Raw genomic sequence first — 20595 nt, forward strand, 5'->3', positions numbered from 1 at the left:
TCGTGCTAGTTTAATGTCAATTTTTCGTATACGTGGGCAAAACGCCTGTCAGAACATAGAGTTGGCGCCACGTTTTAAAGCGGTTTGCAGGTTGTAAACCCCTTATTTTTCAGCATTTTTTATAGAGGCACGGGATTACATGGAAATCGGTCTGCGCGAGTGGCTGATCGTCATCGGCATTATTGTCATTGCCGGTATTCTTTTCGATGGCTGGCGCCGTATGCGCGGCGGCAAGGGAAAACTGAAGTTCCGTCTTGATCGAAATCTGTCCAATCTGCCGGACGAGGACAGCAGCGCCGAGTTGCTGGGCCCGCCGCGCGTGCTGGATGCACATAAAGAGCCGCAACTGGATGAGCAGGATCTGCCTTCGGTGAGCATGCCGGCCCGCGAGCCTCGCGAGTCGGGCTCCAAGCGCGGCAAGCGTGGCCACAGCGAGCCTTCCCAGGGCGACATGAACCTCAGCCTGGATCTGGACGGTGGCCCGAGCTTCAGCAGCCGCGACGACGATTTCCCGGACGACACCAAGTCCGCGCCAGCGGTCAACGACAAGGATCAGCCGCAAGCCGAAGAAGTGCTGGTGATCAGCGTGATCTGCCGCGACGCTGCCGGCTTCAAGGGCCCGGCGCTGTTGCAGAACATTCTGGAGAGCGGGTTGCGTTTCGGCGAGATGGACATTTTCCATCGTCACGAAAGCATGGCCGGCAACGGCGAAGTGCTGTTCTCCATGGCCAACGCCGTCAAGCCTGGCGTATTCGACCTGGACGACATCGACCACTTCAGCACCCCGGCGGTGAGCTTCTTCCTGGGTCTGCCAGGTCCTCGCCATCCGAAGCAAGCCTTCGACGTGATGGTGGCTGCGGCACGTAAATTGTCCCAGGAGCTCAACGGCGAACTGAAGGACGACCAGCGCAGCGTACTGACCGCCCAGACGATCGAGCACTATCGTCAACGCATCGTGGAATTCGAACGCCGCGCCCTGACCCAGAAACGTTGACTGAAATGGTTATTCCCGCGCGGTGCGCGGGATAATCGGCAAAACAGATTGAGCAGCCTCGGCTGCTCTTTTGCTTTATGAGAGAACACCGATGACCGCCGCCAAGAACCGTATTTTAGAGCTGCGCGCTGAGCTGGATCAGCACAACTATCGTTACCACGTGCTCGACGAGCCGAGCATTCCGGACGCCGAATACGACCGCTTGTTCAACGAGCTCAAGGCTCTGGAAGCGGCCAATCCCGAACTGATCACCAGCGACTCGCCAACCCAGCGAGTGGGCAGCGAGGCGCTGTCGGCGTTTACCCAGGTGCGTCACGAAGTGCCGATGCTCAGCCTCGGCAACGCCTTCGAAGAAACCGACATGCGTGAGTTCGACCGCCGGGTGAGCGAAGGCCTGGACCTGCCGGCCGGCGATCTGTTCGGTGGCGGCGCAACCGTCGAGTACAGTTGTGAGCCCAAGCTCGATGGCCTGGCCGTCAGCCTGCTGTATCAGGATGGCATCCTGGTGCGCGGCGCCACCCGTGGCGACGGCACCACCGGCGAAGACATCAGCGTTAACGTGCGCACCGTACGCAACATCCCGCTCAAGCTGCACGGTACTGGCTGGCCGGCGACCCTGGAAGTGCGCGGCGAAGTGTTCATGTCCAAGGCCGGTTTCGAGCGGCTCAACGCCACGCAACTGGAAGTCGGCGGCAAGACCTTCGCCAACCCGCGTAACGCGGCGGCAGGCAGTTTGCGCCAGCTGGATTCGAAGATCACCGCCAATCGCCCGCTGGAGTTCTGCTGCTACGGCATCGGCCAGGTGTCGGCGGACATTGCCGATACGCACATCGGCAATTTGCAGCAGCTCCAGGCCTGGGGTTTGCCGATCAGTCATGAGCTGAAGCTGGCGCACGGTATCGCCGAGTGCCTGGATTACTACCGCGACATCGGTGAGCGTCGCAGCGCGCTGCCGTATGAAATCGACGGCGTGGTGTTCAAGGTCAACAGCATTGCCTCCCAGCGCGAACTGGGCTTTCGCGCCCGTGAGCCGCGCTGGGCCATCGCCCATAAATTCCCGGCGATGGAAGAGCTCACCGAGTTGCTCGATGTGGAATTCCAGGTCGGCCGAACCGGGGCGGTGACGCCGGTGGCGCGTCTGAAACCGGTCAAGGTCGCGGGCGTCACGGTGGCCAACGCCACGTTGCACAACATGGACGAAGTCGCGCGCCTGGGCCTGATGATCGGCGACACGGTGATCATCCGCCGCGCCGGTGACGTGATTCCGCAAGTGGTGCAAGTGGTCGTGGAGCGCCGTCCGGAAAATGCCCGGCCGGTGCAGATTCCCGAGCAGTGCCCGGTGTGCGGCTCCCATGTCGAGCGCACGCAACTGATCAAGCGCAGCAAGGGTCGCGAGACGGTCAGCGAAGGCGCGGTGTATCGCTGCGTCGGTCGACTGGCCTGCGGCGCGCAACTCAAGCAGGCGATCATTCACTTCGTTTCCCGTCGCGCCATGGACATCGAAGGCCTGGGTGAGAAGAGCGTCGAGCAACTGGTCGACGAAGGCCTGGTCAGCTCGCCGGCCGATCTGTACGCCCTGACCTTTGAGCAGATCGTCGATCTGGAAGGCTTTGCCGAACTGTCGAGCAAGAACCTGCTCGGCGCCATCGAAGACAGCAAGAAGCCGGGCCTGGCGCGGTTCATTTACGCCCTCGGGATTCCCGATGTCGGCGAAGAGACGGCCAAGGTCCTGGCGCGCTCCCTGGGTTCGCTGGAGCGGGTGCAGCAGGCCTTGCCGCAGGTACTGACGTACTTGCCGGATGTTGGCCTGGAAGTCGCGCACGAGATCCACAGCTTCTTCGAGGACGCGCATAACCGGCAGGTGATCGCTGATTTGCTCAAGCATGGCCTGCAGATTCAGGATCAGGGCGAGTTGGGTGCCGAGTTTTCGGCGAGCACCACCCTGGGTGGTTTCCTCGACAAGCTGCATATCCCCCTGGTCGGGCCGGGCGGGGCGCAGAAACTGGCGGACAAGTTCGGTTCGTTGCAGGCGGTGATTGGCGCGGATTGGCTGGATATGCGCCAGGCGCTGCCGGAGAAACAGGCCAATTCGGTGCGCGAGTTTTTTGCGGTCGAGGACAATCGCCAGCTGGCCGAAGCGGCGGAGAAGCAACTTGCCGATTTCGGCATGCATTGGCAGAGCGAGAAGAAAGTCGTCGAAGGCTTGCCGCTGGCCGGGCAGACCTGGGTGCTGACCGGCTCGCTGGAGCTGATGAGCCGCGATATCGCCAAGGACAAACTCGAAAGCCTCGGCGCCAAGGTAGCCGGCTCGGTGTCGGCCAAGACCCATTGCGTGGTGGCAGGGCCGGGTGCCGGTTCGAAGTTGACCAAGGCCAATGAGCTGGGGTTGAAGGTGCTGGATGAAGAGGCGTTTGTGGTGTTCTTGAAAGGTCACGGTATTCAGGTTTGACACCCAAGATCGCAGCCTGCGGCAGCTCCTACAGGAGAACGCATTTCTCTGTAGGAGCTGCCGCAGGCTGCGATCTATTGATTTTTCCCACAAAAAGCATGGGAACGATCATCTCTCGGGAATGATCTAGTCTCTGCAAGCCTCAGGGAGAGATCGCCATGTACCCGTTCTTCGAGCAGCTCAGTTCGCGCATCGCCGCGCCGTTCAAGGCCGAAAATTTGCGCAACAGCAAGGTCTGGTCCTGTCGTTGCGGGCAGTCGCTGTTCTTTCGCAACAGCCAGTGCCTGGCCTGTTCGGCGGCATTGGGTTATCAGCCGGAGCGCAGTCGCCTGTCTGCGCTGCAACCGGGTGTGCAGGCGGACACCTGGCTGCTGGATGCCGATCCCGGGGCTGGCCTGTTTCGCCGCTGTGCCAACCTCGACTCCCCGGCGGCCTGTAATTGGTTGCTGCCGGCCAATGACCATGACGTCTTGTGCATTGCCTGCTGCCTCAATCGCACCATTCCTGATCTGTCGATAACCGACAACCACGAGCGCTGGCGCAAGGTGGAAACCGCCAAGCGACGTCTGGTCGCGCAACTGCTCAGCCTGGGGTTGCAGGTGACTCCCAAAACCGTCGATGAAGACACGGGCCTTGCCTTCGACTTCATCGGCGTGGACCTCGAAGGCAAACCGCCTACCACCGGACACGCCAATGGCCTGGTCACCCTGGATATCAAGGAAGCCGACGATGCCCACCGCGAACAGGTGCGAGTGCAAATGCACGAACCCTATCGCACGCTGCTCGGGCATTTTCGTCACGAAGTCGGGCACTACTACTGGGATCGATTGATCGCCAATGGCCAATGGCTTGAGCCTTTTCGCGGAGTGTTCGGCGATGAGCGCGCCAGCTATGCCGAAGCCCTCGAGCGCCATTATCGGCAGGGCGCACCGCTCGACTGGCAGCAGCACTACGTCAGCGCCTACGCCACCATGCACCCGTGGGAAGACTGGGCCGAAACCTGGGCGCATTACCTGCACATGATGGACGCAGTGGATACCGCGCTGGGGTTTGGCATGAGCGCCCGGGAAATGGACTTCGACTATCAGCCGTTTCCGCTGGATACCCTCTACGATCCGCGGCATCCCGACGGCGCGGCGTTCCTGTCGTTCGTCAATGCCTGGATAGAACTGGCGGGCATGCTCAACGAATTGTCACGCAGCATGGGGCAGCCGGATTTCTATCCGTTCGTCCTGCCGCCAGCGGTCATTGCCAAGCTGCACTTTATTCACCTGGTGATTCAGCAGGAGGGCGGCAGGGCGGACGAGGTGCTTGAGGCGCAATAGCAAGTGCTTGAAGCCCCTCATATTTTTATTCCGAAACCAACGGTTGTAACTTCGTCTCAGATAGGTACAATGGCGCGGCTCGCCGACAGGTGAGCGTCGTTATGGTGACCCCATCGGTCCCCCCGCAACGATTACCCGTGAACCTGGTCAGAGCCGGAAGGCAGCAGCCACAGCGGGAACATTGTGTGCCGGGGTGTGGCTGGTGGGGTTACCACCTTAACGCCATGCGAGTGTTCTCTCGCGTTATCTTTCTGAAATCAGACTTTCGCTAGCTGCCAGGATCTTGTCCGGGGCGGTTTTTTGTCGTTTGCGGTTTATCCACAGCCGCAGGCTCGCCACCGATATACAGCCGAACAATCGCATCGATCTCCCCGGACATCTTCATCCGCCCCAGGGTGCGCAGGATGCTCTGCACCGGGATCTTCGGGTCATTGCGAACGTAGCAACCGATATGGTTTTCCTGCAGCACTGCCACGCCCTGCAGTTGCTGCTCCGGCAACAGGCGGTGATTGAACCAGTCCAGGCTCCATTGATTGCTGACGGCATAGTGATTGCGGCCGGCCAGGAGCTTTTCCAGCACTTGTTCCTGATTGCGTGCGTCGTCGCGCTGCAGTTGGCCGGTGTCGAACAGCGGCTGCAGGGTCGGGTAGTTGTAGCCCAGCACGGTGCCAATGGACTGTTGCGGCAAGTCGGCGGGTTTGACCGCGCCGGGCGGCGCATGCAGGGTGATCAACACGTCCGGTTGAGTGAAGAGCGGGATGCTCCAGAGATAATCATCAGGCTGATCGGGCAGCCACGATTGCGTGACATAACAGCGGACATCGACCTCGCCTTGCTCCATGGCACTTTGTATGCGCCGGCGCGGCAATACATGGAATTCGGCCGGTACGCCGACCTGGGTCGCGAGGCTGAGCATCATGTCATACAGGATGCCCTGGGTCGGTTTGCCCCGTTCAAGCTGCACCATGGGCATGCTCCAGCTGTCGGGTATCACGAAGCGCAGCGGTGCTTGCGCAGCCACGCCGTCCAGGCTGATCAACAGCAATGCCCCCAAGGCCAGCCGCATAAACACTCCGTTAATAGCCCCCGATGTGCAGCTTAGCCACAATACACGAGCGCACCGGATGCAATTTGTCCCTTGCTCCGCTAGCATTAGCCGCTTCTGCTTCCTTCGCTGCGACGGTTTTCGATGAGTTATCAGGTTCTTGCACGTAAATGGCGCCCGCGCTCGTTCCGCGAAATGGTCGGCCAGACCCATGTGCTCAAGGCTCTGATCAATGCCTTGGACAGCCAGCGGCTGCACCACGCCTACCTCTTCACCGGTACCCGTGGGGTCGGCAAGACCACCATCGCGCGGATCATTGCCAAATGCCTTAACTGCGAGACAGGTATCACTTCAACCCCCTGTGGCGAGTGTTCGGTGTGTCGCGAAATCGACGAAGGCCGCTTTGTCGACCTGATCGAGATCGACGCCGCGAGCCGCACCAAGGTCGAAGATACCCGCGAATTGCTCGACAACGTGCAGTACGCCCCGAGCCGTGGGCGCTTCAAGGTCTACCTGATCGACGAAGTGCATATGCTCTCGAGCCATTCCTTCAACGCCCTGCTCAAAACCCTTGAAGAGCCGCCCCCCTACGTCAAATTCATCCTGGCGACCACTGACCCGCAGAAACTTCCTGCAACGATTCTGTCGCGGTGCCTGCAGTTCTCCCTGAAGAACATGACGCCGGAACGCGTGGTCGAGCATTTGACCCACGTACTGGGCGTCGAGAACGTGCCGTTCGAAGACGATGCGCTGTGGTTGCTGGGCCGTGCCGCCGACGGGTCGATGCGTGATGCCATGAGCCTGACCGACCAGGCGATTGCCTTCGGTGAAGGCAAGGTCATGGCCGCCGACGTGCGTGCGATGCTCGGGACCCTCGATCACGGGCAGGTCTACGACGTGCTGCATGCGTTGATCGAAGGCGATGCCAAGGCGTTGCTCGAAGCCGTCCGCCACCTGGCCGAGCAAGGCCCGGACTGGAACGGCGTGCTTTCGGAAATTCTCAATGTGCTGCACCGCGTTGCCATCGCCCAGGCCCTGCCGGAAGGTGTCGACAACGGTCACGGCGACCGTGACCGGGTGCTGGCGCTGGCCCAGGCGTTGCCGGCCGAAGACGTGCAGTTCTACTACCAGATGGGCCTGATCGGTCGCCGCGACCTGCCGCTGGCGCCGGATCCCCGGGGTGGTTTTGAAATGGTGTTGCTGCGGATGCTGGCGTTCCGGCCCGCAGACACCGCGGATGCCCCGAGGCAACCGCTAAAGCCAGTGGGGATCAGCCAGGCCACAGTTGATTCCGCAAACTCAGTGGCTGCCGCGCCGGTTGTTGCGCCGGTAGTCGCTGCGGCCGTTGCGCCTGTAGCGGCTGCGCCAGTGGCAGCCCCAGCGCCTGCACCGGAACCGGAACCGGTTGTGCCGGTCGTTGTGCCAGAACCTGCGCCGGAACCAGCGCCTGCGCCTGTGGTTGAAGCGGCCGTGGTCGAAGAGGTGGTCGACCTGCCGTGGAATGACCCGGTCGAGCCGGCGCCCATTCAGCAACCGGCGGTGGAGCCGGTGCTGGAAACCGCCAGCGAACAACCCGAATTGCCGCCGATGCCGTTGCCGACGCCGGACAGTGTGGTGCCGGACGCTCCGGAATGGGCCGCCGCGCCGATCCCGGAACCCTCGGTGGCCACCGTCGATGCCGCGACGCCGGGCATGGACCTGGATGACGAACCGCCGCTGGACGAGGATTACATCGAGCCGGACATGGATTCGGCCTACAGCTACCTCGACGAACTGGCCAGCGAGCACGCCGCCGACCCGGCTCCGGAGCCCGAACCCGAGCCCGCGGCAATGCCGGCTACCGGCCTGGCCCTGCAATGGCTGGAACTGTTCCCGAAATTGCCGATCTCCGGCATGACCGGCAGCATCGCCGCCAACTGCACGCTGATCGCGGTGGATGGCGACAATTGGCTGATGCACCTGGACCCGGCCCACAGTGCCTTGTTCAACGCCACGCAACAGCGCCGTCTCAACGATGCGCTGAACCAGTATCACCAGCGCACGCTGACCCTGAGCATCGAGCTGATCAAGCCCGAGCAGGAAACCCCGGCACAAGCGGCTTCGCGCCGCCGCGCCAACCGTCAGCGCGAGGCGGAGGAATCGATCCACGGTGATCCGTTCATCCAGCAAATGATGCAGCAGTTCGGTGCGGTGGTCCGTAACGATACTATTGAACCTGTCGACGCCCTGGTCACTCAGGGCTAATAACTGAAGGCGCCCGGCCGCATGGGCCGGGCGCTGTTTTAATCCAAGTACTTTTGAGGTGATTACCATGATGAAAGGTGGCATGGCCGGCCTGATGAAGCAGGCGCAGCAGATGCAGGAAAAAATGGCCAAGATGCAGGAAGAACTGGCCAACGCCGAAGTCACCGGTAAGGCCGGTGGCGATATGGTCACCGTGGTGATGACCGGTCGTCATGACGTCAAGAGCGTGACCATCGACCCGAGCCTGGTCGAAGGCATGAGCGAAGACGACAAGGAAATGCTCGAAGCGGTCATCGCCTCCGCGGTCAACGATGCCGTGCGCAAGATCGAAGCCAACAGCCAGGACAAGATGGGCAGCATGACTGCCGGCATGCAACTGCCGCCGGGCATGAAGCTGCCATTCTGATTCGCCTTCAGGCGGCAGATGAGTTACAAAAATGCCAGGCATAGCGCCTGGCATTTTTGTTTCTGGCTGACAGATATGTGTGGCTGACATGCCGCCATCGCGGGCAAGCCCGCTCCCACAGGTTTTGTGAACGCCGCAAATCTTGTGGGAGCGGGCTTGCCCGCGAAGAAGTCGCCTCGGTTCACCTGAATAAACATCGAACGCCATACCGCCACAAAGGTCTGCTCCCTATATCACTGAACCTCATCGATCACAGGAGACGCTGCCATGTCCGACCCCATGACCCTCAATCAACGTATTGTCCTGGCCTCTCGCCCGGTGGGCGCGCCAACGCCGGAAAACTTCCGTATGGAACGGGTGGCGCTGCCGGACCTGGCCGATGGTCAGGTGCTGCTCAAGACCATTTTCCTGTCGCTGGACCCGTATATGCGCGGACGTATGAGTGACGCGCCTTCCTACGCCGCGCCGGTGGAAATCGGCGAAGTCATGACCGGGGGCGCTGTCAGCCGGGTCGAGCGCTCGCTCAATCCGAAGTTTCAGGAGGGCGATCTGGTGGTCGGTGCCACCGGTTGGCAAAGTCACAGCATCAATGACGGTCGCAGCATCATTCCTATTCCCGCGCTGCCAAGCCCTTCGATGGCCCTTGGGGTACTGGGTATGCCGGGCATGACCGCGTACATGGGCCTGATGGACATCGGCCAGCCGAAGGCCGGCGAAACCCTGGTGGTTGCAGCGGCGTCCGGCGCGGTGGGCTCGGTGGTCGGCCAGGTGGCGAAGATCAAGGGGCTGCGCGTGGTGGGTGTGGCGGGTGGGGCGGACAAGTGCCGTTATGTGGTCGACGAGCTGGGCTTCGACGCCTGCATCGACCACAAGAGCGCGGACTTTGCCGACGAACTGGCGCAAGCCTGTCCCAAGGGCATCGACATTTATTATGAAAACGTCGGCGGCAAGGTATTCGACGCCGTGGTGCCGTTGCTCAATCCCAAGGCACGGATTCCGCTGTGTGGCTTGATCGCTTCCTATAACGCCCATGAGGCGCCGAGCGGCCCGGATCGCCTGCCACTGTTGCAGCGCACACTATTGACCAAGCGAGTGCGCATCCAGGGCTTCATCGTGTTCGATGACTATGGTGATCGCCAGCCGGAATTCCTCAGTGCCATGGCGCCCTGGGTACGCGATGGCAAGGTGAAGTTCCGCGAAGATGTGGTCGATGGCCTGGAACAGGCGCCCGATGCGTTCATCGGCCTGCTGGAAGGGCGCAACTTCGGCAAACTGGTGGTCCGGGTTTCCCGGGACTGAGTAATTCACGCTGCAATTTGACGCTCAACCGAGGCGCGGGTATAAACCGCGTCTCGTTGTTTTGTCGGACTTTTCCACCATGAGCTTCAGCCCTTTGATTCGCCAACTGATCGACGCCCTGCGAATTTTGCCAGGCGTGGGTCAGAAAACCGCCCAGCGCATGGCGTTGCAGTTGCTCGAGCGTGATCGCAGCGGCGGCTCGCGCCTGGCGCTGGCCCTGAGCCAGGCCATGGAAGGGGTCGGTCACTGCCGCTTGTGCCGTACGCTGACGGAAGATGACCTGTGCCCGCAATGCGCCGATACCCGTCGCGACGACACCTTGCTCTGCGTGGTGGAAGGGCCGATGGACGTCTATGCCGTGGAGCAGACCGGTTTTCGCGGGCGCTATTTCGTGCTCAAGGGCCATCTGTCGCCGCTCGACGGCTTGGGGCCGGAAGCCATCGGCATTCCCCAGTTGATGGCGCGGATCGAAGAGGCCGGCACGTTCGCCGAAGTCATCCTGGCCACCAACCCGACCGTGGAAGGTGAAGCCACGGCGCACTACATCGCCCAATTGCTCAGCAGTAAAGGCCTGATCGCCTCGCGCATCGCCCACGGCGTACCGCTGGGTGGCGAGCTGGAGCTGGTGGATGGCGGGACGCTGGCGCATTCGTTTGCGGGGCGTAAGCCGATTTCGTTGTAATCGCATCAAGCCGAAAAGATCGCAGCCTGCGGCAGCTCCTACAGAAAGACACCGATCCCCTGTAGGAGCTGCCGCAGGCTGCGATCTTTTGATCTTCTATCTGTCTCTTGTAAACCAAGCAAGCGCTCGGTTAACTTCACTGACCCCTTCAGTGGAGCTCGCCGATGTCTGCCTTTCAGGAATACTTCGACCCCAGCCACCAATTGGTCCGCGACAGCGTCAGACGTTTCGTCGAGCGCGAGATTCTTCCTGATATCGAGCAGTGGGAAGAGGCCGAAAGTTTTCCTCGCGAACTCTACCTCAAGGCCGGCGCCGCGGGGATTCTCGGCATTGGCTACCCGGAGGCTTACGGAGGCAGCCACGAAGGAGATCTGTTCGCCAAGGTTGCCGCCAGTGAAGAGTTGATGCGCTGTGGCTCTGGCGGGCTGGTTGCCGGCCTGGGGTCGCTGGATATCGGCTTGCCGCCCATCCTCAAGTGGGCCCGGCCCGATGTACGGGATCGTGTGCTGCCCCAGGTGCTGTCGGGAGAGAAGATCAGCGCCCTGGCAATCACTGAGCCCGGGGGCGGCTCCGACGTCGCCAACCTGCAAACCCGTGCTGTGCGCGACGGCGATTTCTATCGGGTCAGTGGCAGCAAGACTTTTATCACCAGCGGTGTGCGTGCGGATTTCTATACGGTTGCGGTGCGAACGGGCGAGCCAGGTTTCGGTGGCATCAGCCTGTTGCTGATCGAGAAGGGCACGCCAGGTTTCACCGTAGGACGGCAGCTGAAGAAAATGGGCTGGTGGGCGTCAGACACCGCTGAGTTGTTCTTCGATGATTGCCGAGTGCCTGTAGGAAACCTGATCGGTGCCGAGAACATGGGCTTTGCCTGCATCATGGGCAATTTCCAGAGCGAACGCCTGGCCCTGGCGTTGATGGCCAACATGACCGCACAACTGGCGCTGGAAGAGAGCCTGAAGTGGGCGCGCCAGCGCGAAGCCTTTGGCAAACCGATCGGCAAGTTTCAGGTGATCAAGCATCGCCTGGCCGAGATGGCGACCGCGCTGGAAGTGTCCCGGGAATTCACCTACCGCCAGGCCGCGAAAATGGCGGCGGGGCAGGGCGTGATCAAGGAGATTTCCATGGCCAAGAATTTTGCGACGGATACCGCAGACCGGATCGTCAACGATGCGGTGCAGATTTTGGGTGGGCTGGGTTATATGCGCGAGAGTCTGGTGGAGCGGCTGTACCGCGACAACCGGATCCTGTCGATTGGCGGCGGGACGCGGGAAGTGATGAACGAAATCATCAGCAAGCAGATGGGGCTGTAATGCAAAAGATCGCAGCCTTCGGCAGCTCCTACAGGATCAAAGCCATCCCAATGTAGGAGCTGCCGAAGGCTGCGATCTTTTGATCTTTGTTACTTATCAGTCAACGCAAACTGCGTCAGGCAAAACGTCGGAATGCCCATGTCTTCCAGACGCTGCGAGCCACCCAGTTCTGGCAGATCGATGATCGCCGCCGCTTCATGCACCCGGGCGCCCATTCGGCGGATCAGGTTGGCGGCGGCGATCAGGGTGCCGCCGGTGGCGATCAGGTCATCGAACATCACCACCGAATCCCCTTCGCACAGGCTGTCGGCATGCACTTCCAGGAAGGCTTCGCCGTATTCGGTCGCATAGCCCTCGGCCAGTACGTCAGCTGGCAACTTGCCTTGCTTGCGGAACAGCACCAACGGCTTGTTCAACTGATACGCCAGTACCGAACCGATCAGGAAGCCACGGGCGTCCATCGCGCCGATGTGGGTGAAGTCAGCCTCGACGTAACGGTGGGCGAAGCTGTCCATCACCAGGCGCAGGGCCGTGGGCGACTGGAACAGCGGGGTGATGTCGCGAAAGATCACACCCGGTTTCGGGAAGTCGATGACAGGGCGGATGAGGGATTTGATGTCGAAGGAGTCGAAGACCATCGTGGTGTCCTGGCAGGGCTGCAAAGGGCGAAGTATAACGGCGGCTGAACCCTTTCGCTCAGCCGCAACGTTTTGTTTCAGCCTTCCAGTGAACCACCGGCCAGGGCGCACAGCTGGATCGGGTCGATAATCCGGATTTCCTTGCCTTCTGCCGCAATCAGTTCGTTTTGCTGGAAACGGGTAAAGACCCGGGACACGGTTTCCACTGCCAGGCCCAGGTAGTTGCCGATTTCGTTGCGCGACATGCTCAGGCGGAACTGATTGGCGGAAAAACCCCGGGCGCGGAAACGTGCCGAGAGGTTGACCAGGAAGGTGGCGATGCGTTCGTCGGCGGTCTTTTTCGACAACAGCAGCATCATCTGCTGGTCGTCACGGATCTCGCGACTCATCACCCGCATCAGCTGACGGCGCAACTGCGGCAATTGCAGGGCCAGTTCGTCGAGGCGTTCGAAAGGGATTTCACACACCGAGGTGGTTTCCAGGGCTTGTGCCGATACCGGGTGCTTTTCGGTGTCCATGCCCGACAGGCCGACCAGTTCGCTGGGCAGGTGGAAGCCGGTGAGCTGTTCTTCACCACTGTCGCTCAGGCTGAAGGTCTTGAGGGCGCCAGAACGGACTGCGTAGACAGAATCGAAGGTATCGCCCTGGCGAAAGAGAAACTCGCCTTTTTTCAGCGGCCGGCCGCGTTTGACGATTTCGTCCAGCGCATCCATGTCTTCCAGATTCAGCGAAAGTGGCAGGCAAAGAGGGGCCAGGCTGCAATCCTTGCAATGGGCTTGATTATGAGCGCGCAGTTTTACTGGCTCGGACATTTCTTCAATCCTTGTGGGAAATCACACATAAGACGTAAGGGTAACTCACCATAGGATATCGAGGCCAGTCTGAGGCGCTTGCTTGCAGAATTAGATTACCCGCGAAAAGCGCTGGCGGCTGTGTTGTTCCAGATACGCGTCGAACACCATGCACACCGAGCGCACCAACAGTCGCCCGGCGGGCAGGATGGTGATCCGGTCGCGATCGAGTTCGATCAGCCCGTCTTTGGCCATGTCTTGCAATTGCGGCCAAAGATCGCCGAAGTAGCCTTGGAAATCGATGTTGAAGGCCTGTTCGATCGCGGAAAATTCCAGGCTGAAATTGCAGATCAGTTGCTGGATGACCGCACGCCGCAGCCGGTCATCGGCATTGCACAGCAGGCCGCGGCTGGTGGCCAGTTGTGACGTGGCAAGGACGTTCTGATACTCGGTCAGGTCGCTGCTGTTCTGGCAGTACAGGTCACCAATCTGGCTGATCGCCGACACGCCGAGGCCGATCAGATCGCAATGACCGTGGGTGGTGTACCCCTGGAAATTGCGTTGCAGGGTCGACTCTTCCTGGGCAATCGCCAGTTCATCGTCGGGCAGGGCGAAGTGGTCCATGCCGATGTAGCGATAGCCGGCGCCGGTCAGTTGCTCGATGGTGCGCTGCAGCATTTCCAGTTTCTGCGCGGGTGTCGGCAGTTCATTGCTGTTGATGCGCCGTTGGGGCATGAAGCGTTCCGGCAAGTGGGCGTAGTTGAACACCGATAACCGGTCCGGTTGCAGGTTGATGACCTCTTCGACGGTGCGGGCGAAATTCTCCGGTGTCTGTCTCGGCAGGCCGTAGATCAGGTCGATATTGATCGAACGAAACTGCAAGGTACGGGCGGCATCGATCACCGCGCGGGTTTCTTCCAGGCTTTGCAGGCGATTGACTGCGCGTTGCACCGCCGGGTCGAGGTCTTGCAGGCCGATGCTGACCCGGTTGAAACCCAGTTCGCGCAGCAGGCCCATGGTCGACCAGTCGGCCTCGCGCGGGTCGATCTCGATGCCGTAGTCGCCGGAGTCGTCGTCCAGCAAATTGAAGTGTTTGCGCAAATGCGCCATCAACTGCCGCAGTTCGTCGTGGCTGAGAAAGGTCGGCGTGCCGCCACCGAAGTGCAGTTGCTCGACTTTCTGCGTAGGGTCGAGGTGGCAGGCGATCAACTGGATTTCCTGTTCCAGGCGCTGCAAATATGGCTGAGCCCGGCCTCGATCCTTGGTGATGACCTTGTTGCAGGCACAGTAATAGCAAATGTTCGCGCAGAACGGCACGTGCACGTACAGCGACAACGGGCGTTGGGCCTTGCGGCTGTCGCGCAGGGCATGGAACAGGTCGAAGGTGCCGACCTGGCTGCTGAATTGCACGGCGGTCGGATACGAGGTGTAGCGTGGTCCCGCCAGGTCATAACGGCGGATCAGATCGGTGTCCCAACGAATGGCGTCGAGCATCATGCGGGCATTCCCCCCGGATAGGCTGGCAGTGTCAGCCACTTTATGCGAGGGCGGGGTGGGGCATCTTGATTTACATCAAGATCAAAAGATCGCAGCCTGCGGCAGCTCCTACATGGATCGCGTACACCTGTAGGAGCTGCCGAAGGCTGCGATCTTTTGCTTCTAGTGCCCCATCAACCAATGCTGATGCGGCCCCGGCAGTGTCCAGAGACCGAACAGCATCACCAGCAATCCGCCCGCCATCCGCACACTGCGCTTGCGCAACACTGCGGTGACGCGCTCTGCAGCCAGGCCGGTCGCCAGCAAAACCGGCCAGGTGCCGAGCCCGAACGCGAGCATCAACAAGGCACTGTCCAGTGCGTTGCCCTGGCTGGCCGACCATAGCAAAGTGCTGTAGACCAGACCGCACGGCAGCCAGCCCCAGAGCGCGCCCAACAACAACGCACGGGGAACGTTCGACACCGGAAGCAAGCGGTTGGCGACTGGCTGGATATGCCGCCACAGGCCGCGACCGAGGCTTTCGATACGGGTCAGGCCGCTCCACCAGCCGGCCAGGTACAGGCCCATGGCAATCAGCAGCAACCCGGCGAGAATACGCAGGAACATCGCCGCCGGGCTGTTGGCCACGGCCCATCCGGCCAGACCGATCAACAGTCCGGCGCAGGCATAGCTCAGGATCCGTCCCAGGTTGTAGGCCAGCAGCAGGCGGAAGCGCCGGCTGCGTTGTTCCTTGGGAATCGCCAGGGTCAGCGCGCCCATCAAGCCGCCGCACATGCCCAGGCAATGGCCGCCGCCGAGCAAGCCGAGGATCACCGCAGACACCAGCAGAGGCGCCAATTCAAGCATGGGGCGGGGCCTTGTCGTCCGTTTTGGCCGGTTGGCCGCTGGCCTCATCGACGGCGGCGGTGTGGTTCGGGTCCTGGTCGTCGAACAGGATGCTGTGGGCCGGGCCGTCGAGGTCGTCGTACTGACCGCTGTCCACCGCCCAGAAGAAGATATAGACGGCGATGGCCACGATCAGCAATGCAGCGGGGATCATCACGTATAGAGCAGGCATCTGGACTCCATGCCCGCGCGGCTCAGGCCGGCAGCGGGCGGGTTTCTGGCGTGGTGCTGGCGGCGGGCGCGCTCGGCATGCGAGTCAGGCGCAGCGCGTTCAACACCACGGTCAACGAACTGATCGACATGCCCACCGCCGCCCATACCGGCGTGATCCAGCCGAGGGCGGCGAAGGGCAACATGAGGCCATTGTACAGCCCGGCCCACAACAGGTTCTCGATAATGACCCGACGGGTGCGCCGCGCCAGGCTGAAGGCTTGTACCAGCGCGTCGAGGCGGTTGGACAGCAACACGGCATCGGCACTGGTTTTCGCCAGGTCGGTGGCCGAGCCCATGGCGACGCTGATATCCGCAGCCGCCAGCACCGGCACGTCATTGACCCCGTCCCCGAGCATCAACACCTTGCGACCTTCCTTGTGCAGTTGTTGCAGGACCTGCAGTTTATCGTCCGGACGCAAGCCGCCACGGGCTTCATCGATACCGAGTTCCGCCGCCACGCTGGCGACCATCGGCGAGCTGTCGCCGGACAACAACAGCGTGCGCCAGCCCCGCGCCTTGCACGCGGCCAACAGCGCGGGCGCATCGGCCCGCAAGCGATCATCGAGGACCAGCCAGGCCAGCGGTCCCTGGCTGTCGCCAAGCAGCAGCCATTGGCCGGCTTCTTCGGGCATCGACGGCACCACGGCGCCGCTGAGCTCGCAGACGAAACGCGGTTGGCCGATGCGCAGGCGTCGCCCGTCAACCAGCCCCTCCAGGCCAAGGCCCGGTGTGCCGTGGACTTCTTCGGCAGCCATCGGCGCACGACCGAAAGCGCGGGCAATCGGGTGCTCGGAGCGGTTTTCCAGGGCGGCGGCGAGGCCCAGGCATTGATCGCTGTCGAGCGCTCTGAGGGGGCGGATCGAGCGTAACGCCAGGCGACCTTCGGTGAGGGTGCCGGTCTTGTCGAAAATCACTGTGTCGATCTGGTTCAGGCCTTCCAGCACATGACCACGGGTCAGCAACAGACCGAGTTTGTGCAGTGTGCCGGTGGCAGCGGTGAGGGCGGTCGGCGTGGCCAGCGACAAGGCGCACGGGCAGGTCGCCACGAGCATCGCCAGCACGATCCAGAAGGCCCGCGATGGGTCCAGTTGCCACCACAACAGGCCAATCGCGGCAGCTGCGATCAGCGACAACAGCAGGAACCATTGCGCGGCGCGGTCGGCGATTTCCGCCAGGCGCGGCTTTTCGGCCTGGGCACGATCGAGCAGGCGAACGATGGCCGAGAGGCGAGTGTCCTGGCCCAGGGCCTGGACCTCGACGGTCAGTGCGCCTTCGACGTTCATTGTGCCAGCGGTGACCGCGTCGCCCAGGGTACGGGGTTGCGGCAGGTATTCGCCGGTCAGCAGCGACTCGTCGACACTCGACTGGCCGTCGAGGATCTTGCCGTCAGCCGGGAGAATGGCGCCCGGATGAACCAGCACCTGATCGCCAATACGCAATTCACTGAGCAGAATGCGTTCGCTCTGGCCATCGGCTGTCAATCGCAGGCACGAGGCGGGCAGCAGATTAACAAGCTGTGCGGTGGCGGCGGCGGTGCGTTCGCGGGCGCGGCGTTCCAGATAACGCCCGGCCAGCAGGAACAGGGCAAACATGCCGACGGCATCGAAATACAGTTCGCCGACCCCGGTGATCGAGGTCCAGATCCCGGCAATGTAGGCGCTGCCGATGGCCAGCGACACCGAAACGTCCATGGTCAGGTGACGGGTGCGCAGATCGCGCATGGCGCCTTTGAAGAACGGCGCGCAGCTGTAGAACACAATCGGGGTGGTGAGGAACAGCGCGACCCAACGCAGGATAGTGTGCAGTTCCGGGCTGAGGTCGATGTTGAATTCAGGCCAGGTGGCCATGGTTGCCATCATCGCCTGGAACCACAGCAACCCGGCCACGCCGAGCTGGCGCAGGGCCAGGCGGTTTTCGCTGGCCAGTTGTTCGCAGGCTTGGTCGGCCTGATACGGGTGTGCGGCGTAACCGATGTGGCGCAGCTCGCTGAGGATCTGGCTCAGCGGCAATTGCCCGTCGGCCCAGCGCACGTGCAGGCGATGGTTGGACAGGTTCAGGCGCGCTTCGTCCACCGCCGGCAAGGTGCGCAGGTGTTTTTCGATCAGCCAGCCGCAAGCCGCGCAACTGATGCCTTCCATCAATAGTGTGGTTTCGGCGAGTTCACCGTCGTGGCGAACGAAGGGTTGCTGGACATCGGCACGGTCGTACAGCGCCAGTTCGTCCACCAGTTGCACCGGCAACGCTTCGGGGTTGGCCGAAGCTTCGCTGCGGTGCTGGTAATAGCTTTCCAGGCCGCCGGCAACAATGGCCTCGGCCACGGCCTGGCAACCCGGGCAGCAGAATTCGCGGGTTTGCCCCAGGACCGCAGCGGTGAAGCGGCTGCCGGCCGGGACGGGGAGCGCGCAGTGGTAGCAGGGGGTTGGGGTAGTCATCAAATATTCCGTAGGAGCTGACGAGTGAAACGAGGCTGCGATCTTTCTGGATTGATTAAAATGCAAGATCAAAAGATCGTCCGAACGCGGCCCGAGCCTTCGGCAGCTCCTACAGGTCTTCGGCACCTTGCAGCGGTTCGTCACCCAGCAGCAGGTCCTTGTCATGGCTGACCATTTCTTCTTCGAACATGCGCCAGATGTGCTCGTCCTGGGTGCCGAGCAATTCGACAAAACGCCGGCCTTCGACCTTGTCGCCCAACTGGCCGATGTAGCGGCCCTGTTCGGTTTCGCTGCGGGTCAGGGTGATCTTGCGATCCTTTTCCGGCTGGGTCGGCGAGATCAGGTTCAGCTCCAGGGTGCCGGGCTGACTGTCGCCGCTCAGGCGCAGGTCAACCTCGCCGGTCATGCCGTCGAGATGAACGCTGGCGCGCATTTTCAGGGTCTGGGCCAGCAGCTCGCGGTCGAGGGAGCGGTTGATGCCTTTGCCGGCCTCGTAGTAGTTGTCGTTGACCAGGTTGTCCGGGTTCTTCACCGCGATGGTCACCATGGACAAGGTCAGGGTCACCGAGCAGGCCAGGATCCCGATGATGATCCACGGCCAGAGGTGCTTGTACCAGGGACTTGCGGCAGTTGCTGCGGGCATGTTCAGTTCTCTCAACGATTCTGTGGGCCGATGAACCGGCTCTTGGCTTCAATGTGGACGCTGTCGTCATCGGCGTCCTTGAGGATGAATTTCACCTCGTTGGTGCTCGACGGCAGTTTTTCCGGTGCGACGGACAGTTCGGCAGGCTGGCTGACGATCTCGCCGGCCGCGACCTTGATCTCGCGTCGACCCTGCAATTTGAGATCCGGCAGGCCGGAGGCTTCGAGCAGGTAGGTATGGTCGCGCTGGTCCTTGTTCATGATTTTCAGGCTGTAGACGTTTTCGATCCGCCCTTCGGCGTTCTCGCGGTACAGCACGCGGTCCTTGCTGACATCGAAGCCCACCAGCGCACGCATGAAGAATGCCGTCACCAGCAAGCTGATCATCGCCAGCAGCACAATGGCATAGCCAATCAGGCGCGGACGCAGTTTATGGGTTTTCTGCCCGGACAGGTTGTGCTCGGTGGTGTAGCTGATCAGCCCGCGCGGGTAATCCATCTTGTCCATGATGGCGTCGCAGGCATCGATGCAGGCGGCGCAACCGATGCATTCGATTTGCAGGCCGTCGCGGATATCGATACCCGTCGGGCAGACCTGGACGCACATGGTGCAATCGATGCAGTCACCCAGGCCCTGGGCCTTGTAGTCGATGCCTTTTTTACGCGGGCCACGGCCTTCGCCACGGCGCGGGTCGTAGGAAACGATCAGGGTGTCCTTGTCGAACATCACGCTCTGGAAGCGTGCGTACGGGCACATGTAGATGCACACCTGTTCGCGCAACCAGCCGGCGTTGCCGTAAGTGGCGAGAGTGAAGAACCCGACCCAGAAGTACGACCAGCCATCCGCCTGGCCGGTGAAGAATTCGAACACCAGTTCGCGGATCGGCGAGAAGTAGCCGACGAAGGTCATGCCGGTGACGAAACCGATCAACAGCCACATGGTGTGCTTGCTGAGTTTGCGCAGGAGCTTGTTGGCGCTCATGGGCGCCTTGTCGAGCTTGATGCGTTGGTTGCGGTCACCTTCGGTGACTTTTTCGCACCACATGAAGATCCAGGTCCAGACGCTTTGCGGGCAGGTATAACCGCACCAGACCCGTCCGGCGTACACGGTAATGAAGAACAGGCCGAAGGCGGCGATGATCAACATGCCGGACAGCAGAATGAAGTCCTGGGGCCAGAAGGTGGCGCCGAAAATGAAGAACTTGCGCTCCGGCAGGTTCCACCACACGGCCTGGTGACCGCCCCAGTCCAGCCATACAGTGCCGAAATACAGCAGGAACAACAGGGCTCCGCCGGTCATCCGCAGGTTGCGAAACAGGCCGGTGAAGGCGCGGGTGTAGATTTTTTCCCTGGAGGCGTAGAGGTCGACGCTATTGTTCGCATTCTTTGTGGGTGGAGTGACGTCGTGTACCGGAATCTGGTTGCTCATCATTGCATCCCACGGCAGTGGAAAAATGCCTCGGTCAGTACGTGCCGACCGCGGTCAAAAAGGAGTGTTGCAGTGGCGCAATGATACGCCTCTCGCTCTAGCCTGCGGGTGCGACCTTTGGTCACGTTTGGCAAAATCATTTGATGGTGTAATGACTTGAATCAATTGACTTGAGAATTATGGACGGTTTTGCGCATGTCGCCGGTCATTCGGTCCACGGGTAGAAGCGTTACTACTGTGTGCGGCGATCGACAACCTCGAAGTAGGTGCCGGGCATTACCATTGGTCGAAACCATTGGACACTGCCGAACA

17 protein-coding genes and 1 other RNA gene are annotated in these 20595 nt (G+C 61.4%); 9 read left to right on the forward strand and 9 right to left on the reverse strand.

All coding sequences use genetic code 11. The features are described 5' to 3' along the window. The first annotated feature begins 139 nt into the window (after positions 1–139). From zipA to ffs, 4 genes are all read left to right on the forward strand, one after another. On the forward strand, positions 140–994 hold the full coding sequence (gene zipA, locus ACM6G4_RS23000) for a cell division protein ZipA (RefSeq protein ID WP_056721941.1): 855 nt from the start codon (positions 140–142) through the stop codon (positions 992–994). 91 nt (positions 995–1085) lie between these two features. Further along, positions 1086–3443, forward strand: coding sequence for an NAD-dependent DNA ligase LigA (gene ligA, locus ACM6G4_RS23005; RefSeq protein ID WP_414914684.1), 2358 nt, complete (start codon positions 1086–1088; stop codon positions 3441–3443). A gap of 158 nt (positions 3444–3601) precedes the next feature. Further along, a complete protein-coding gene (locus ACM6G4_RS23010; protein WP_414914685.1) occupies positions 3602–4768 on the forward strand; it encodes a putative zinc-binding metallopeptidase in 1167 nt (388 codons plus the stop codon). A 111-nt stretch (positions 4769–4879) separates the two neighbouring features. Then, positions 4880–4976, forward strand: an RNA gene (gene ffs / locus ACM6G4_RS23015) — signal recognition particle sRNA small type. 60 nt (positions 4977–5036) lie between these two features. Here the strand turns inward: ffs and ACM6G4_RS23020 are convergent. Beyond that, entirely contained in the window at positions 5037–5834 is a 798-nt protein-coding gene (locus ACM6G4_RS23020) for a substrate-binding periplasmic protein (RefSeq protein WP_056721948.1), read from the reverse strand. 123 nt (positions 5835–5957) lie between these two features. Here ACM6G4_RS23020 and dnaX point away from each other — a divergent pair, with 123 nt between their 5' ends. The 5 genes from dnaX to ACM6G4_RS23045 all read left to right on the forward strand — a co-directional run bounded on the left by dnaX (position 5958) and on the right by ACM6G4_RS23045 (position 11757). After that, complete coding sequence (gene dnaX / locus ACM6G4_RS23025; RefSeq protein WP_409078450.1) at positions 5958–8057, forward strand: DNA polymerase III subunit gamma/tau; 2100 nt, start codon at positions 5958–5960, stop codon at positions 8055–8057. A gap of 67 nt (positions 8058–8124) precedes the next feature. Further along, positions 8125–8463: a YbaB/EbfC family nucleoid-associated protein gene (locus tag ACM6G4_RS23030; RefSeq protein ID WP_007971455.1), complete on the forward strand. Its 339-nt coding sequence runs from the start codon at positions 8125–8127 to the stop codon at positions 8461–8463. 267 nt (positions 8464–8730) lie between these two features. Next, positions 8731–9762: an NADP-dependent oxidoreductase gene (locus tag ACM6G4_RS23035; RefSeq protein ID WP_223542342.1), complete on the forward strand. Its 1032-nt coding sequence runs from the start codon at positions 8731–8733 to the stop codon at positions 9760–9762. A 79-nt stretch (positions 9763–9841) separates the two neighbouring features. Next, positions 9842–10444, forward strand: coding sequence for a recombination mediator RecR (recR, locus tag ACM6G4_RS23040; RefSeq protein WP_008050204.1), 603 nt, complete (start codon positions 9842–9844; stop codon positions 10442–10444). Positions 10445–10608: 164 nt separating this feature from the next. Beyond that, on the forward strand, positions 10609–11757 hold the full coding sequence (locus ACM6G4_RS23045) for an acyl-CoA dehydrogenase family protein (RefSeq protein ID WP_056721954.1): 1149 nt from the start codon (positions 10609–10611) through the stop codon (positions 11755–11757). 89 nt (positions 11758–11846) lie between these two features. Here ACM6G4_RS23045 and ACM6G4_RS23050 read toward each other — a convergent pair whose 3' ends face one another. From ACM6G4_RS23050 to ccoG, 8 genes are all read right to left on the reverse strand, one after another. Continuing rightward, positions 11847–12395, reverse strand: a complete 549-nt coding sequence (locus ACM6G4_RS23050; RefSeq protein ID WP_027921719.1) for an adenine phosphoribosyltransferase — start codon at positions 12393–12395, stop codon at positions 11847–11849. A gap of 77 nt (positions 12396–12472) precedes the next feature. After that, positions 12473–13207, reverse strand: coding sequence for a fumarate/nitrate reduction transcriptional regulator Fnr (fnr, locus tag ACM6G4_RS23055; protein ID WP_056721956.1), 735 nt, complete (start codon positions 13205–13207; stop codon positions 12473–12475). Between the two features lie 90 nt (positions 13208–13297). Then, positions 13298–14680 (reverse strand): oxygen-independent coproporphyrinogen III oxidase, encoded by a 1383-nt coding sequence (gene hemN, locus ACM6G4_RS23060; protein ID WP_223542401.1) that lies wholly within the window; start codon positions 14678–14680, stop codon positions 13298–13300. Positions 14681–14845: 165 nt separating this feature from the next. Continuing rightward, the gene (locus ACM6G4_RS23065) at positions 14846–15529 is read right to left on the reverse strand and encodes a sulfite exporter TauE/SafE family protein (protein WP_414914686.1); all 684 of its coding nucleotides are present in this window, start codon (positions 15527–15529) and stop codon (positions 14846–14848) included. Beyond that, the gene (gene ccoS, locus ACM6G4_RS23070) at positions 15522–15740 is read right to left on the reverse strand and encodes a cbb3-type cytochrome oxidase assembly protein CcoS (RefSeq protein WP_056721958.1); all 219 of its coding nucleotides are present in this window, start codon (positions 15738–15740) and stop codon (positions 15522–15524) included. Before ccoS ends, ACM6G4_RS23065 begins: the two co-directional genes overlap by 8 nt. A 22-nt stretch (positions 15741–15762) precedes the next feature. Continuing rightward, complete coding sequence (locus ACM6G4_RS23075; protein WP_414914687.1) at positions 15763–18213, reverse strand: heavy metal translocating P-type ATPase; 2451 nt, start codon at positions 18211–18213, stop codon at positions 15763–15765. 109 nt (positions 18214–18322) lie between these two features. After that, positions 18323–18856: a FixH family protein gene (locus tag ACM6G4_RS23080; RefSeq protein WP_056721963.1), complete on the reverse strand. Its 534-nt coding sequence runs from the start codon at positions 18854–18856 to the stop codon at positions 18323–18325. A gap of 11 nt (positions 18857–18867) precedes the next feature. Then, positions 18868–20283, reverse strand: coding sequence for a cytochrome c oxidase accessory protein CcoG (gene ccoG, locus ACM6G4_RS23085; protein ID WP_414914688.1), 1416 nt, complete (start codon positions 20281–20283; stop codon positions 18868–18870). Positions 20284–20595 lie beyond the last annotated feature (312 nt).

The organism is Pseudomonas sp. IT-P258 (genome assembly GCF_949767825.1).
GTDB lineage: Bacteria > Pseudomonadota > Gammaproteobacteria > Pseudomonadales > Pseudomonadaceae > Aquipseudomonas > Aquipseudomonas monachiensis.

What these genes read in the sequence shown, in the direction of transcription:
- ccoS (WP_056721958.1), bottom strand. Translation starts at nt 15,740, where the DNA reads ATGCCTGCTCTATACGTGATGATCCCCGCTGCATTGCTGATCGTGGCC.
- ACM6G4_RS23030 (WP_007971455.1), top strand. Translation starts at nt 8,125, where the DNA reads ATGATGAAAGGTGGCATGGCCGGCCTGATGAAGCAGGCGCAGCAGATG.
- ACM6G4_RS23020 (WP_056721948.1), bottom strand. Translation starts at nt 5,834, where the DNA reads ATGCGGCTGGCCTTGGGGGCATTGCTGTTGATCAGCCTGGACGGCGTG.
- ACM6G4_RS23050 (WP_027921719.1), bottom strand. Translation starts at nt 12,395, where the DNA reads ATGGTCTTCGACTCCTTCGACATCAAATCCCTCATCCGCCCTGTCATC.
- recR (WP_008050204.1), top strand. Translation starts at nt 9,842, where the DNA reads ATGAGCTTCAGCCCTTTGATTCGCCAACTGATCGACGCCCTGCGAATT.
- ccoG (WP_414914688.1), bottom strand. Translation starts at nt 20,283, where the DNA reads ATGAGCAACCAGATTCCGGTACACGACGTCACTCCACCCACAAAGAAT.
- ACM6G4_RS23035 (WP_223542342.1), top strand. Translation starts at nt 8,731, where the DNA reads ATGTCCGACCCCATGACCCTCAATCAACGTATTGTCCTGGCCTCTCGC.
- ACM6G4_RS23080 (WP_056721963.1), bottom strand. Translation starts at nt 18,856, where the DNA reads ATGCCCGCAGCAACTGCCGCAAGTCCCTGGTACAAGCACCTCTGGCCG.
- fnr (WP_056721956.1), bottom strand. Translation starts at nt 13,207, where the DNA reads ATGTCCGAGCCAGTAAAACTGCGCGCTCATAATCAAGCCCATTGCAAG.
- ligA (WP_414914684.1), top strand. Translation starts at nt 1,086, where the DNA reads ATGACCGCCGCCAAGAACCGTATTTTAGAGCTGCGCGCTGAGCTGGAT.
- ACM6G4_RS23075 (WP_414914687.1), bottom strand. Translation starts at nt 18,213, where the DNA reads ATGACTACCCCAACCCCCTGCTACCACTGCGCGCTCCCCGTCCCGGCC.
- ACM6G4_RS23010 (WP_414914685.1), top strand. Translation starts at nt 3,602, where the DNA reads ATGTACCCGTTCTTCGAGCAGCTCAGTTCGCGCATCGCCGCGCCGTTC.
- dnaX (WP_409078450.1), top strand. Translation starts at nt 5,958, where the DNA reads ATGAGTTATCAGGTTCTTGCACGTAAATGGCGCCCGCGCTCGTTCCGC.
- zipA (WP_056721941.1), top strand. Translation starts at nt 140, where the DNA reads ATGGAAATCGGTCTGCGCGAGTGGCTGATCGTCATCGGCATTATTGTC.
- ACM6G4_RS23045 (WP_056721954.1), top strand. Translation starts at nt 10,609, where the DNA reads ATGTCTGCCTTTCAGGAATACTTCGACCCCAGCCACCAATTGGTCCGC.
- ACM6G4_RS23065 (WP_414914686.1), bottom strand. Translation starts at nt 15,529, where the DNA reads ATGCTTGAATTGGCGCCTCTGCTGGTGTCTGCGGTGATCCTCGGCTTG.
- hemN (WP_223542401.1), bottom strand. Translation starts at nt 14,680, where the DNA reads ATGCTCGACGCCATTCGTTGGGACACCGATCTGATCCGCCGTTATGAC.